Annotated in this window: 1 protein-coding gene; it reads right to left on the bottom strand. The window is 72.6% G+C overall.

The genetic code is table 11. The features are described 5' to 3' along the window. A partial coding sequence (locus tag ACZ7LS_RS34335; protein ID WP_385136927.1) for an SDR family NAD(P)-dependent oxidoreductase occupies positions 1–16,228 on the bottom strand: 16,228 nt, incomplete at its 3' end. Positions 16,229–16,268 lie beyond the last annotated feature (40 nt).

Here is a 16,268-nt window from a genome sequence, read left to right as displayed (position 1 = left end):
TGTCCAGCCGCTCCGGCGTCAGCGAACCGACCACACCGTCATCCAGCACACCCGCCGCATGCACCACAGCGGACACCGTGTGGCGCGCCAGCAGCACCGCCAGCGCGTCACGGTCCGCGACATCGCAGGCCTCGACGTGGACTTCGGTCCCCTGCGGCTCCAGCTGGGCGACCAGTTCCTCGACTCCGTCGGCGTCCAGGCCCCGGCGGCTGACCAGCAACAGCCGGCGCACCCCGTGTTCAGCCACCAGGTGCCGCGCCACGACCGCGCCCAGACCACCCGTACCACCCGTGATCAGCACACTGCCCGCACCATCCCACACCTCATCCGCCGCACGATCCCCCACCACAGCCGCCGCACGCACCAGACGCCCGGCCAACACCTCACCACCCCGCACAATCACCTGCGGCTCATCCACACCCAACGCCGCCAACGGCAACACGACAGGCTCCCCCGGATCGAGATCAACCAGACCGAAGCACCCCGGACTCTCCGACTGCGCCGACCGGACAAGACCCCGCACCGCAGCCGCCGCCACATCACCACCCCCGACCCCACCCCGCGTCACAAAGACAAACCGCGACTCCGCGAACCGCTCCACCACCAAACGCTCCTGAAGCACCCCAAGCACCCGATGCGTCAACGCCCGCACTGAACCAGCCATCTCGGCACCGGGCTCCCCGACCACCGGAATCAGCACCACACCTGGTACCGGGGACCCATCAGCGGCCAACGCGGCCAAATCCGCGCTCAGTTCGGCGTCAGCACCTGCCACACGCAGAGCTTCCACCAGACCCAGCGTGTCCTGGCCGACCACGGCGATCGTCTGAGAGGTACCGGAGAACGACGAGACAGCCACCGGCGGTGTCCAGTCCAGCCGGAACAGCGCATCCCTCGTCAGCGCACCCTCATCATCCAGAGCCTCCGACGACAACACCCGCATCGCCAACGACTCCACCGACGCGACCGGCGCACCCGTCACATCAGCCACCGCGATCGACACCGCACCATCCACCCCACGCACCAACCGCACCCGCACCGAAGAAGCCCCCGACGCCCGCAACGACACCCCACTCCACGCGAACGGAACACCACCGGACCGCCCACCAGCACCATCAGCACCATCAGCACCAGCCGAATCCACGAACCACGCCGAGTGAAGACCGGCATCCAGCAGCGCGGGATGGAGACCGAACGCCTCCGCGTCACCTTGCACGTCCTCGGGCAGGCTCACCTCCGCGTAGATCTCGCCGTCCCGGCTCCACGCGGCCCGCAGCCCCTGGAACACCGGACCGTACGCGAACCCCTCAGCCGCCCGAGCATCATAGAAACCATCCAGCTCCACCGGCTCAGCACCCACCGGCGGCCAAACCGACGCATCAAACTCAACGACAGCCTCAGCCCCGGACCCAGCTTCTACCGCCAGCACACCCGCCGCGTGCTGCGTCCACGGCAACTCCGCCTCACCCTCAGGACGCGAATGAATCGCGACCGTACGCCGCCCCGACACATCCGCCACACCCACCCGCACCTGCGTCCGCACCGCGCCACGCTCCGGAAGCACCAGCGGCGCCGCGAGCGTCAGCTCCTCCACCCGGTCACAGCCGACCTCGTCACCGGCCCGGATCGCCAGCTCAAGCAGCGCCGTGCCCGGTACGAGAACCCTGCCCATCACCGCGTGATCAGCGAGCCAGGGGTGCGAGCGCACCGACAGCCGACCGGTGAGCAGCACGCCTTCGCCCTCGGCCAACTCCACCACGCCGTTGAGCAGCGGGTGCCCTGCCTCCACAAGCCCGATGGCCGCCGCGTCGGTGCCGCCCCGCATACCGCCGGGCCAGAACGGCTGGTGCTCGAAGGCGTACGTCGGCACATCCACCCGCGACGCCCCAGTACCGGCGAAGAACCCGGCCCAGTCCACGACGACCCCACGCACATGCAGCTGAGCCAGCGCGGTGATAGCCGACAGTTCCTCGGCGCGATCTTTACGGAGGACCGGCACGGTGAGGGCCTCGTCCGGTACCGACTCCCGCGCCATCGCGGAGAGCACGCCGTCCGGGCCCAGCTCCAGGAACGTTCCCACACCCTGTTCCACCAGCGTCCGCACACCATCCGCGAACCGGACAGCCTCCCGCACATGCCGCACCCAGTACCCGGCCGAGCACAGCTCCTCCACCGACGCCAGGGCCCCGGTCAGGTTCGATACGACACCGATCCGCGGCGCCTCGAACGACAGGCCCTCGGCCACCGCCCGGAACTCGTCCAGCATCGGGTCCATCAACGGCGAGTGGAACGCGTGCGAGACCCGGAGCCTGCTCGTCTTGCGACCCTGTTCCCCCAGCCGCGCCGCGACCTCCAGCACGGCATCCTCCGCGCCCGAAATCACCACGGACGACGAACCGTTGACAGCGGCGACCGACACCTGCCCCTGCTGCTCGACCAGCAACGGAAGGATCTCGTCCTCCGTCGCCCGCACCGCGACCATCGCACCACCCACCGGCAACGCCCGCATCAACGACGCACGCGCCACCACCAGACGACAGGCATCCTCCAGCGAGAACACCCCCGCCACACACGCCGCCGCGATCTCACCGATCGAATGCCCCGCCACGAACTCCGGCCGCACACCCCACGACTCCACCAACCGGAACAACGCCACCTCCACCGCGAACAACGCCGGCTGAGCGCACCCCGTGTCATTCAGCGAGTCGGCGTCCTCACCCCACATCACCCCACGCAACGACCCACCCAACTCCGCTTCCAGCAGCGCGAGTACGGAATCCAACGCCTCCGCGAACACCGGAAACCGCCCATACAACTCACGACCCATCCCCAACCGCTGACTGCCCTGCCCCGAGAACAGCACCGCCGTCTTCCCACCAACGACCGAACCCGACACCGCCAAAGCGTCCGGCTCGCCGACCGCCAGGCCCGCCAGCGCGCGCACCGTCTCCGCGCGCCCGCCGGCCGAGACCACCGCTCGGTGGTCGAACATCGACCGGCCCGTCGCCAGCGAGAACCCGACATCCACCGGCCGCAGTTCGGGCCGTGCCTGGATGTAGGAGAGCAGCCGTCCTGCCTGGCCGCGCAGTGCGTCCGGTGTCTTGCCGGAGAGCACCCACGGCACCACACCCGGCTCCACCGCCGGGTCATCGCCCCCGGCGACCACCGTTCCCTGGATCACCGTGGCCGGCTGCTCCAGGATGACGTGGGCGTTCGTCCCGCTGATACCGAACGACGAGACGCCCGCCCGGCGCGCGCGACCGGCCTCCGGCCACTCCACCGGCTCCGTCAGCAACTCCACCGCACCCGCCGACCAGTCGACATGCGACGACGGCTCGGTCACATTCAGCGTCCGCGGCAGCACTCCATGGCGCATCGCCATGATCATCTTGATCACACCCGCGGCTCCGGCGGCGGCTTGGGTGTGCCCCAGGTTCGACTTCACCGAGCCCAGCAGCAGCGGCCGCTGCGGGTCGCGATCGCGCCCGTACGTCGCCAGCAGCGCCTGCGCCTCGATCGGGTCACCCAGCGTCGTACCCGTACCGTGCGCCTCCACCACATCGACGTCATCGGCCGAGAGTCCGCCGCTGGCCAGCGCCTGACGGATCACCCGCTGCTGCGACGGACCGTTCGGCGCCGTCAACCCGTTCGACGCACCGTCCTGGTTGACGGCCGAGCCCCGGATCACGGCAAGGATCTCGTGGCCGTTGCGCCGCGCGTCCGACTGCCGCTCCAGCAGGAGCATGCCGATGCCCTCGGACCAGCCGACGCCGTCCGCCGACTCGGAGAACGGCTTGGACCTGCCGTCGGGTGACAGGCCCCGCTGACGGGAGAATTCCACGAAGGTGTCGGGGATCGACATCACGGTCACACCGCCGGCCAGCGCCAGCGAGCATTCACCGCTCCGCAGCGCCTGCGCGGCCAGATGCATCGCCACCAGCGACGACGAGCAGGCCGTGTCCACCGTGACGGCCGGTCCCTCGAAACCGAAGGTGTACGAGACCCGGCCCGAGGCCACGCTCAGGGCGCTGCCCTGGCCCTGGAAGCCTTCGAACTCCTTACCACTCAGAGTGGTGTTGTAGCCGCCGTACATCACACCCGCGAACACACCGGTCTGGCTGTCGCGCAGTGACACCGGGTCGATCCCGGCCCGCTCGATCGCCTCCCACGATGTTTCCAGCAGCAGCCGCTGCTGCGAGTCCGTCGCCATCGCCTCACGCGGCGACATCCCGAAGAACCCGGGGTCGAACTCGCCCGCGTCGTGCAGGAATCCGCCCTGCCGCGTGTAGGAGGTGCCCATGTGTTCCGGGTCGGGGTTGTAGAGCGCGTCGACGTCCCAGCCGCGGTTCGTCGGGAAGTCGGAGACCACCTCGGTGCCCTCGGTGACCACCCGCCACAGATCCTCCGGCGACCCGATACCGCCGGGGAAGCGGCAGCTCATGCCGACGACCACGACCGGATCGTCTTCGAGCACGGCACGGGCGAAGGCCGGCGCCGCCGTTTCGGCGTCCACGTCCGCTTCGGGGCCGACCAGTTCGTCGAGCAGGTGCTCGGCGAGCGCTTCGACCGTCGGGTAGTCGAAGACCATCGTGGCGGGCAGCCGCAGTCCGGTCGCCGTGTTGAGCCGGTTGCGCAGTTCCACCGCCGTCAGCGAGTCGAAGCCCAGGTCACGGAAGGCCCGCGCCGGGTCGACCCCGTCGCCGCTGGCGTGGCCGAGCACCAGCGCCGCCTGGCCGCGTACGAGCGTGAGCAGCGTCTCGTGCCGTTCGGCGCGCTCCAGCCTGCCGAGACGCTCGGCGAGCCCGGCGTCCGTGCCCGCTCCGGGTCCCGCGACCGCCGTACGCCGGGCGGTCGTACGGACCAGCCCCCGCAACAGCGGCGGGACGGTGCCCCGCGAGCGCAGCACCGACAGGTCCAGCCGTACGGGTGCCACCGCGGCCTGGCCTGTGGCCAGCGCGGCGTCGAAGAGCGCTACGCCCTGATCGACCGAGAGCAGGGGCATACCGGCTTCGGCGGCCCGGCGCAGATCGGCTTCACCGAGGCCGCTCGTCATGCCCGAGCCTTGGTTCCAGGCGCCCCACGCCAGCGATACTCCCGGCAGGCCCGTGGCCTGACGGTGTGTGGCGAGCGCGTCCAGGAAGGCGTTGCCCGCCGCGTAGTTGGCCTGGCCCGCGCCGCCGATCACGCCGGAGACGGAGGAGAAGACCACGAACGCGGCCAGGTCGAGATCGCGCGTCAGCTCATGGAGGTGCCACGCCGCGTCGACCTTGGGACGCAGCACACCGGCCAGGCGTTCGGGGGTCAGCGAACCGACGATGCCGTCGTCCAGCACACCCGCCGTGTGGACGACCGCCGTCAGCGGATGCTCGGCCGGGACCGCGCCCAGCAGGGCCGCCAGGGCGTCGCGGTCCGCGACATCACAGGCCTCGACGGACACCGAGGCGCCACGTGCTGTGAGTTCGGCGACGAGTTCCGTGGCTCCCTCGGCGGAGAGCCCGCGCCTGCTCGTGAGCACCAGGTGCCGTACGCCGCGCTCGGCCACCAGATGGCGGGCCAGCACACCGCCAAGACCGCCCGTACCGCCGGTGATCAGGACCGTACCCTCGGCGTTCCAGACGCGGGGCATGGTGAGCACGATCTTGCCGATATGCCGGGCCATGCTCATGAAGCGGAACGCGTCGCGCGCCCGGCGTACGTCCCACGACCGCACCGGCAGCGGCTCCAGTACGCCCTGCCCGAACAGTTCCATGACGGCGACCAGCATCTGCTGGATTCCGTCCGGTTCCACCCAGCCGAGGTCGAATGCCTGGTAGTGCACGCCGTCCGGCAGGTCGGCGGCCTCGCGGATATCGGTCTTGCCCATCTCCAGGAACCGGCCGCCGGGACCGGTAAGCCGCAGCGACGCGTCCACGAACTCACCGGCCAGCGAGTTCAGTACGACATCGACACCGTCACCACCGCTCACCCGCGCGAAGGCCGCCTCGAAGTCCGTCGTACGCGACGAGGCGAGGTGATCCTCGGCCACGCCCAGCGACCGCAGGACATCCCACTTGCCCTCGCTCGCCGTCGCGAAGACCTCGGCACCCAGATAGTTCGCCACCTGGACCGCCGCCATACCCACACCACCCGCACCGGCATGGATCAGCACCCGCTCACCACGCCGCAACCCGCCCAGCTCCACCAGCGCGTAGTACGCGGTCAGGAACACGAGCGGCATCGAGGCCGCCGTCTCCCACGACCAGCCGTCGGGCAGCCGGGTGAGGAGCCGCGCGTCGCCGACCACCAGCGAGCCGAAACCGCCGGACACCAGGCCGGTGACCGGGTCGCCGGGCCGCAGCCCGGTCACCTCGGGACCCACTTCGGTCACCACACCCGCGGCCTCGCGCCCCATGCGTCCGGCGTCGCCCGGGTACATGTCGAGGGCCTTGAGGACATCGCGGAAGTTGACCCCGGCGGCCCGTACATCGATACGGACCTCGCTGCCGGTCAGCGGTTCGAGGACCTCGGGGAACGGGGCCAGGGTCAGCCCGTCCAGGCTTCCCTGGGTCTCGCTGTCGAGCCGCCAGGGCACCCCGGCCGGCGGTACAAGACCCGTGCCCGACGCCAGCCGTGCGAGCCGGCCCGCCAGGATCGCGCCGTCACGGATCGCCACCTGAGGCTCGTCCGTGGTGAGGGACCGCGCGAGCGGCGTGGCGCCGTCGTCCGTACGGCCGAGGTCCACCAGGCCGAAGCAGCCGGGGTTCTCCGTCTGCGCGGAGCGCACCAGTCCCCACGCGGAGGCCGCCGCGACATCGCCGGCCTCCTCGTCACCGGCAGCCATGGCGCCCCTGGTGACGAACACCAACCGTGAGCCGGCGAACCGCTCCTCGGCCAGCCAGCCCTGCGCGAGCGCCAGTACGTCCGCGGTCAGCGCGTGGGCGGACTCCGCCACCCCGCTGCGGTCCCCGCCCGCGTCCCCGTCCCCGTCCCCGTCCCCGTCGCCGTCCCCGGACACGGTGACCAGCACGACGTCCGGCACCGGGGACTCCCCCGCCGCCAGTGACGCCAGATCGGCGTGTGTCTCGACGCGCGTCCCGGAATCCGCCAGTCCGCGGGCCAGCCCGAACGCGTCGGGCCCGACCAGCGCGACGGCCTCGGGCACATCCGCACCGGACCCCGCCGGCACCGGCACCCAGTCGAGGCCGAAGAGCGCGTCCCTGGTCAGCGCCGCGTCCTCGGTCAGGTCCTCGCGCGACACGGCGCGTACGAGCAGTGAATCGACCGAGGCGACCAGCTCTCCCGACAGGTCCGCGGCCGCGATCGACACCGCGTCCCGGCCGGCGGCCGGGGTGATGCGCACCCGTAGCGCGGCGGCGCCCGTGGCGTGGAGCGACGCGCCCTCCCACGAGAACGGCAGTCCTCCGCTCCCCTCCTCGCCGTCGCCCGCGAGGAGCGAGGCGTGCAGCGCGGAGTCGAGCAGCGCGGGGTGCAGACCGAACGCGGCCGCGTCACCTTCCGCGCTCTCCGGAAGGCTCACTTCGGCGAAGATCTCACCGTCACGCCGCCAGGCCGCGCGAAGGCCCCGGAATACCGGTCCGTAGGCGAACCCCAGCTCGGCGAACCGCTCGTAGCAGCCCGCCGCTTCCAGCGCCTCGGCGCCTTCCGGCGGCCACACCGTCGCGTCGAAGCCGTCGGCCGGGGTCCGGCCTCCGGCCGTCAGCACCCCCATGGCGTGCTGTGTCCACGACCGCTCGTCGGCGCCGTCGAGCCGGGAGTGCACCGTGAGGGGGCGCCGGTCCGCGTCGTCCGCGACCCCGACACGTACCTGCACCTGCACCGCGCCGCCCTCCGGCAGTACGAGTGGCGCCGCGAGTGTCAGCTCCTCGACCCGGTCGCAGCCGACCTCGTCACCGGCGCGGAACGCCAGTTCCAGCAGGGCGGTGCCCGGCAGCAGGATCCGGCCCTGCACCGCGTGATCCGCGAGCCAGGGGTGTGACTGGACGGACAGCCGCCCGGTGAACAACGCGCCTTCATTCTCGGCGAGTTCGACCGCCGCGCCCAGCAACGGGTGTCCGGCGGAGCCGAGTCCGGCGGCACGCACATCACCGGCGGCGCCGGCCTGTGAACCGGCCGGCCAGATCCACTGATGCTGGAAGGGGTACGTGGGCACATCCACCCGCGACGCGCCGGTCCCGGCGAACACGGCCGTCCAGTCCACGGGGACGCCCCGTACGTACAGTTGTGCCAGAGCGGTGAGCGCGGCGGCCTCTCCCGTCCGGTCCTTGCGGAGCAGGGGTACGGTCACGGTCCCGTCCGGCACGGACTCCTGGGCCATGGCCGACAGCACACCGTCGGGACCCAGCTCCAGGAAGACGGTCACGCCCTGCTCGCCGAGCGTCCGCACACCCTCGCCGAACCGGACGGCCTCACGGACATGCCGCACCCAGTACTCGGCCGAGCACAGCTCCCCGGCCGACGCGAGACGGCCCGTCAGGTTCGATACGACACCGATCCGCGGCGCCTCGAACGACAGGCCCTCGACCACCGCCCGGAACTCGTCCAGCATCGGGTCCATCAACGGCGAGTGGAACGCGTGCGAGACCCGGAGCCTGCTCGTCTTGCGGCCCTGCTCCTCCAGCCGCGCCGCGACCTCCAGCACGGCATCCTCCGCGCCCGAAATCACCACCGAGGAAGGGCCGTTGACAGCGGCGACCGACACCTGATCCTGCCGCTCGAACAGTAGCGGCAGGACCTCATCCTCCGTCGCCCGCACCGCCACCATCGCACCACCGGGCGGCAGCGCCCCCATCAGCCGACCACGGGCCACCACCAACGCACAGGCATCCTCCAGCGAGAACACCCCCGCCACATGCGCCGCCGCGATCTCACCGATCGAATGCCCCGCCACGAAGTCCGGCCGCACACCCCACGACTCCACCAGCCGGAACAACGCCACCTCCACCGCGAACAACGCCGGCTGAGCGCACCCCGTGTCATTCAGCGAGTCGGCGTCCTCACCCCACATCACCCCACGCAGCGACCCACCCAACTCCGCTTCCAGCAGCGCGAGTACGGAATCCAACGCCTCCGCGAACACCGGAAACCGCCCATACAGCTCACGACCCATCCCCAGCCGCTGACTGCCCTGGCCGGAGAAGAGGAAAGCGCGCTTCCCGGCCGCCACCGCGCCCGATACCGCACCCCGCACAGCGCCCGACACCGCAGCCGCGTCCGGTTCGCCGGCCGCCAGCGCCGACAGCGCGCGCTCCGTGCCGGCGGGGTCCCCCGCCAGTACCACCGCGCGGTGGTCGAACACCGAACGGCCCGTCACCAGCGAGAAGCCGACATCCACCGGACGCGCTCCCGGGCCCCTCTCGACGAGGGGCAGCAGCCGCCGCGCCTGATCCGCCAGCGCCTGGGGCGTCCTGCCCGAGAGAACCCACGGCACGACACCCGGCACCACTCCCGGATCCGCACTCGGGACCTCAGCCGGGACGTCAGCCGGGACATCGGACCCGGCGAGCACCGTTCCCCGGATGACGGCGGGCGGCTGCTCCAGGATGACGTGGGCGTTCGTCCCGCTGATACCGAACGACGAGACGCCCGCCCGGCACGCGCGACCGGCCTCCGGCCACTCCACCGGCTCCGTCAGCAACTCCACCGCGCCTGCCGACCAGTCGACATGCGTGGACGGCTCGGTCACATGGAGCGTCCGCGGCAGCACCCCGTGCCGCATCGCCATCACCATCTTGATCACACCGGCGACACCGGCGGCGGCCTGCGTATGACCGATGTTCGACTTCACCGAGCCCAGCAGCAGCGGCCGCTCCGGGTCCCGATCGCGCCCGTACGTCGCCAGCAGCGCCTGCGCCTCGATCGGGTCACCCAGCGTCGTACCCGTACCGTGCGCCTCCACCACATCGACGTCACCGGCCGCGAGTCCGCCACTGGCCAGCGCCTGACGGATCACCCGCTGCTGCGACGGACCGTTCGGCGCCGTCAAACCGTTCGACGCACCGTCCTGGTTGATCGCGCTGCCGCGCAGCAGGGCGAGCACCTGGTGGCCGTTGCGCCGCGCGTCGGAGAGCCGCTCAAGCACCAGCATGCCGACGCCCTCGGACCAGGCGACGCCGTCGGCCGACTCGGAGAACGCCTTGGACCGGCCGTCGGGGGCCAGACCGCGCGCCCGGGAGAACTCGACGAAGGTGCTCGGGGTGGACATGACGGTCACACCGCCGGCCAGCGCCAGCGAGCACTCACCGCTCCGCAGCGCCTGTGCGGCGAGATGCATGCCGACCAGGGAGGAGGAGCAGGCGGTGTCCACGGTCACCGCCGGGCCTTCGAGACCCAGCGTGTAGGAGACACGGCCGGAGGCCACACTCGGCGCGCTGCCGTTGCCGCGGAAGGCTTCGTACTCCTCGCCCGTGAGCAGCGGTCCGTAGTCGTTGTACATGACTCCGGCGAAGACACCGGTGCGGCTGTCCCGAAGCGAGACGGGGTCGATACCGGCGCGCTCGACGGCCTCCCAGGAGAGTTCGAGCAGCAGGCGCTGCTGGGAGTCGGTGGCCATCGCCTCGCGCGGTGACATCCCGAAGAAGTCCGGGTCGAACTCGCCCGCCGTGTGCAGGAACCCGCCCTCGCGGACATGGGTCCTGCCGGGCTGGTCGGGGTCCGGGTCGTAGAGGCCGTCGAGGTCCCAGCCTCGGTTGGTGGGGAAGCCGGAGATGGCGTCACCGTCCTCCGTGACGAGCCGCCAGAGGTCCTCCGGCGAGGTCACCCCGCCCGGGTAGCGGCAGGCCATGCCGACGATCGCGATGGGGTCGTCGGTGACCGGCCGCGGCGCGGCCACGGGCGCGGCCGGTGCTTCGGCGTCGGTGCCGAGCAGTTCGTCGCGCATATGGTCGGCGAGGGCGCTCGGGGTCGGATAGTCGAAGACCATGGTCGCGGGCAGCCGCAGGCCGGTCACGGTGTTGAGGCCGTTGCGCAGCTCGACCGCCGTCAGGGAGTCGAAGCCGAGGTCCTGGAACTGGCGGGACGCCTCGACCTCCGCGGCGTCGGTGTGGCCGAGCACCTGCGCGACCTGGCCGCGTACGAGGTCGAGGAGGATCTCGCGGCGTTCGGCGGCGTTCAGTCCGGTGAGCCGCTGGGCGAGGCCGCCCGCCGTTTCCGAGACCTGTGCGGCGGCGCGCCGGCCGGGGGTGCGGATGAGGCCGCGCAGCAGGGGCGGGATCTCGCCCTGGGTACGGAGGACGGGCAGGTCGAGGCGTACGGGCGCGACGGCCGGCAGGCCGGTGGCGAGGGCGGCGTCGAAGAGTGCCAGGCCCTGGTCGACGGAGAGCGGTGGCATGCCGGAGCGCGCGATGCGCTCCACGTCGATGTCGGTGAGTGTCCTGGTCATGCCGACGCTCTGGGTCCAGGGGCCCCAGGCGAGGGCGAGGCCGGGCAGTCCGCCGGCGCGCCGGTGGGCGGCGAGCGCGTCCAGGAAGGCGTTCCCGGCCGCGTAGTTGGCCTGGCCGGGGCTGCCGAGGGTGGCGGCGACGGAGGAGAAGAGCACGAACGCGGCCAGGTCGAGTCCGCTGGTCAGTTCGTGGAGGTTCCAGGCCGCGTCGGCCTTGGGGCGCAGCACGCTGTCGAGCCGCGCCGGGGTCAGTGAGCCGATGACGCCGTCGTCGACGACACCGGCGGTGTGGACGACGGCGGTGAGCGGGTGCGCGGCGGGGACGGCCGCCAGCAGTTCCGCGAGGGCGGTCCGGTCGGTGACATCGCAGGGGGCGATGGTCACCTGGGCGCCCTGTGCGGTGAGTTCGGCCTTGAGGGTCTCGGCGCCGTCGGCGGCGGGGCCGCGGCGGCTGACGAGCAGCAGGTGCCGTACGCCGCGCTCGGCGACCAGGTGCCGGGCGAGGACGCCGCCGAGTCCGCCCGTACCGCCGGTGATGAGGACGGTGCCCCCGGCTTCCCAGGCCCGCTCATCGGAGACCGGGACGGGGACGGGGACGGAGGCGGAGACGCGCGTCAGGCGGGCGGCGAGCAGTTCTCCGTCGCGCACCGCGAGGTCGGGCTCGTCGGCCGCGACCGCGAGGGCCGGGAGCAGGATGGCCGGCCCGGCCTCCGGGGGGCACGAGGCCGCGCCGGGGTCAGAGGCGGGCGGGACAGGTCCCAGGTCCAGCAGGCCGAAGCGGCCCGGGTTCTCGGTCCTGGCCGTCCGTACGAGGCCGTGGACCGAGGCGGCGGCGAGGTCGTCGCCCGTCAGCGTGCCGTGGGTGACGAACACCAGGCGCGCGCCGGCGAACCGGTCCTCGTCCAGCCAGCGCTGTACGTCTGCGAGTACGCGGGCGCCGAGGGCGTGGGTCGCCGCTACGACGCCCGCGCGCGCGCCGTCACCCGCCCCCGCGCCCTCGCTGCCGTCGTCCGCGCCCTCACTGCCGACGGCGGCGATCAGGACCACGCCGGGAACGGGTCCTTCCGAGGCCGCGAGCGCGGTCAGATCGGGGTGGACCGTGACCGGGGCGCCCGCCGTACGCGCCGCGCCTGCCAGGCCGAACGGGTCGGCGCCGATCACCGCCACCGCGTCGGGTGCGGCAGGGGCCGGGCCCCGCACCGCGGTCCACTCCACGCGGAACAGGGAGTCGCGGTGGACCGCGCCGGCGCCGTCGAGGCTCTCGGCGGGGACCGTGCGGGAGACGAGGGAGTCCACGGAGAGCACCGCGCCGCCCGCTGTGTCGTAGACCGCGATGGAGACGGTGTCGTCGCCCGCCGGGGACAGCCGGGCGCGAACCGCCGTGGCGCCGGAGGCGATGAGTGACACGCCCTCCCAGGCGAACGGCAGGCCGCCCCGGCTGATGGCGCCGAGGTCGGTGAAGGCCGCCGCGTGCTGGGCGGCGTCGAGGAGTGCGGGGTGGAGGCCGAAGGCGCTCGCGTCCGTGCCCGCGTCCTCCGGGAGGGTGACGTCGGCGTACACCTCGTCGCCGCGCCGCCAGGCGGCGCGCAGGCCCTGGAAGACGGGGCCGTAGTCGAAGCCGAGTCCGGCGAGCCGTTCGTAGCAGCCGTCGAGGTCGACGGGTTCGGCGCCCTCGGGCGGCCATACGGTGGCGTCGAAGCCGGGGTCGGGGGCGCCCGTGCCGGGGGCGACGACACCGGTGGCGTGCTGCGACCAGGGGAGGTCGAGGCCGTCCTCGACACGCGAGTAGATGCCCAGCGGGCGGCGTCCGGCGGCGTCGGCCGCTCCGACACGTACTTGGAGCTGTACGGCGCCGTGCTCGGGGAGCGCGAGCGGTGCGGCGAGGGCCAGTTCCTCGACGCGGCCGCAGTCGACCTCGTCACCGGCGCGGATGGCCAGTTCGACGAAGGCCGTGCCGGGCAGCAGGGCGCGACCGCGCACGCCGTGGTCGGCGAGCCAGGGATGGGACCGGGTGGACAGCCGGCTGGTGAACAGCGCGCCCTCGCCGTCGGCGAGTTCGACGGCCGCGCCGAGCAGCGGGTGTCCGGCGGAGCCGAGTCCGGCGGCGCGCATGTCGCCGGCCGTGCCGGGGGCGGCGGCGGGCCAGAAGCGCCGGCGCTGGAACGGATAGGTGGGCAGGTCGACGCGGCGGGCGCCGGACCCTTCGTAGAGACCGGCCCAGCGCACGGTGGCGCCCCGGACGTGCACCCGCGCGAGGGCGGTGACGGCGGCCAGTTCCTCCGGGCGGTCCTTGCGCAGCAGCGGCACCATCGCCGCCCGCTCCGTGAGCGAGTCCTGGGCCATGGCGGAGAGCACGCCGTCGGGGCCCAGTTCGAGCAGGGTGGTGACTCCGCGTCCGGTGAGGGTGCGGACGCCGTCGGCGAACCGTACGGCTTCGCGTACGTGCCGTACCCAGTAGGCGGCGGAGCACAGCTCCGCTACCTCGGCGATCCGGCCGGTCACGTTCGACACGACGGGGATGGCGGGTTCCTCGTACGTCAGGCTCTCCGCGACGGCGCGGAATTCCGTCAGCATCGGTTCCATGAGCGGCGAGTGGAAGGCGTGCGAGACGCGCAGCCGGCTGGTCTTGCGGTCCCGCGCCTCGAAGTGCGCGGCGATGTCCTGTACGGCGCTCTCGTCACCGGCGACGACCACGGACGTGGGGCCGTTGACGGCGGCGATCGACACCCGCCCGGTGACTTCGGTGAGCAGTGGGGCGACCTCGTCCTCGGTGGCCCGTACGGCGACCATGACGCCGCCGGCGGGCAGGGCCGCCATCAGCGAGGCGCGGGCGGCGACGAGGCGGCAGGCGTCCTCCAGGGAGAACACGCCCGCCACGTGGGCGGCCGCGATCTCACCGATGGAGTGGCCGCCGACGAAGTCGGGGGTGACGCCGAGCGAGGCGACGAGGCGGTAGAGGGCGACCTCGACGGCGAAGAGCGCGGGCTGTGTCCAGCGGGTCTCGTCGAGCGGGCCGGGGTCGGTTCCCCAGACGATGTCGCGCAGCGGACGGTCGAGGTGGGTGTCGAGTGCGTCGGCGGCGGCGTCGAACGCCTCGGCGAACACCGGGAATCCGGCGTGGAGTTCGCGTCCCATGCCGAGGCGCTGGGAGCCCTGCCCGGAGAAGAGCACGGCGAGCGCGCCCTCGTCGGCGACGCCTTCGGCGATCACCGTGGGGGGTTCTGTGGTGCCGGCGGGGCCGGCGAGCAGCACGGACCGGTGCTCGAAGACCGAGCGTCCCGTGGCGAGGGAGTGGCCGATGTCGGCGGGCCGGGTCCCGGGGGCGCGTTCGATGAAGGAGAGCAGCCGGGCGCGCTGGTCGGCGAGGGCGGCGGCGGTCCGGCCCGACAGGGCCCAGGGGATGACTCCGGGCGGCGCGGAGTCCCCGGGGCGGGCGTTCTCGGCGGAGGCGTCCTCGGCGGAGGCGTTCTCGGGAGTCGGCGGGGCCTGTTCGAGAATCACATGCGCGTTGGTGCCGCTGACGCCGAAGGAGGAGACGGCGGCGCGCCGGGCACGGCCCGTCTCGGGCCAGGCGAGGGGCTGGTCGAGCAGTTCGATGGAGCCGGTGGTCCAGTCCACGTCGTGGGAAGGCTCGCCCACGTGCAGGCTGCGGGGCATCAGTCCGTGCCGCATCGCCATGATCATCTTGATGACACCGGCGGCGCCCGAGGCCGCCTGGGTGTGCCCGATGTTCGACTTGACCGAGCCCAGCCGCAGCGGCCGTTCGCGGTCCTGGCCGTAGGTGGCCAGCAGGGCCTGTGCCTCGATCGGGTCGCCGAGTGTCGTCCCCGTGCCGTGCGCCTCGACGATGTCGACCTCGGCGGGTGCCAGCCGGGCGTTCTCCAGGGCGGCGCGGATGACGCGCCGCTGCGAGGGGCCGTGGGGCGCGGACAGGCCGTTGGACGCGCCGTCCTGATTGATCGCGCTGCCGCGCAGGACGGCCAGGACCGGGTGGCCGGCCCGCTGGGCGTCCGAGAGGCGTTCCAGTACGAGGACGGCGGCGCCCTCGCCCCAGCCGGTGCCGTCGGCGTCCTGCGAGAACGATTTGCAGCGGCCGTCGGCGGCCATGCCGCTCTGGGCGGTGAAGGAGACGAAGGGGCCGGGCGTCGCCATCACGGAGGCGCCGCCCGCCAGGGCCATGGAGCACTCGCCGTTGCGCAGGGACTGCGCGGCCCAGTGCAGCGCCACCAGCGAGGAGGAGCAGGCGGTGTCGACGGTGACGGCGGGGCCCTCGGCGCCGAATGTGTAGGAGAGCCGGCCGGAGATGACGCTCGCCGCGTGCCCGGTGGTCGAGTACAGCTCCGCGTCCTCGTCGGACGCCTTGATGACCGTGGCGTAGTCCTGCCCGGCCGTGCCGACGAACACGCCCGCCCGGCTGCCGCGCAGCGTGACCGGGTCGATCCCGGCGCGTTCCAGGGCCTCCCAGGCGACTTCGAGCAGCAGCCGCTGCTGGGGGTCCATGGCGACGGCCTCGCGCGGCGAGATCCCGAAGAACCCGGGGTCGAAGTCCGCCATGTCGTAGAGGAATCCGCCCTCCTGGGCGAGGCTGCGGCCGGGGCCGTCCCCGGCGAGGCGCTCCAGGTCCCAGCCGCGGTCGGCGGGGAAGCCCGCCATGACGTCGCGGCCTTCGGTGACCAGCTCCCACAGGTCCTCGGGAGACGTCACTCCGCCGGGGTAGCGGCAGCCGATCCCGACGACGGCGATGGGCTCCTCGGCAGCCGCCACCAGCCGCTGGTTCTGCTGACGGAGCCGCTCGATCTCCTTCAGGGAGGACCGCAGCGCCTCGACGTACTTGTTGGTGGACGTGCTCATCGGACTCTCCAGATCTCTTTCGGTTCGCAGGTGCCGCGCG

The sequence above is a fragment of the Streptomyces sp. NPDC039430 genome, from assembly GCF_055639435.1.
The sequence above is the reverse complement of the archived record's forward strand: the minus strand, read 5'-3'. Positions and strand labels throughout refer to the sequence as shown.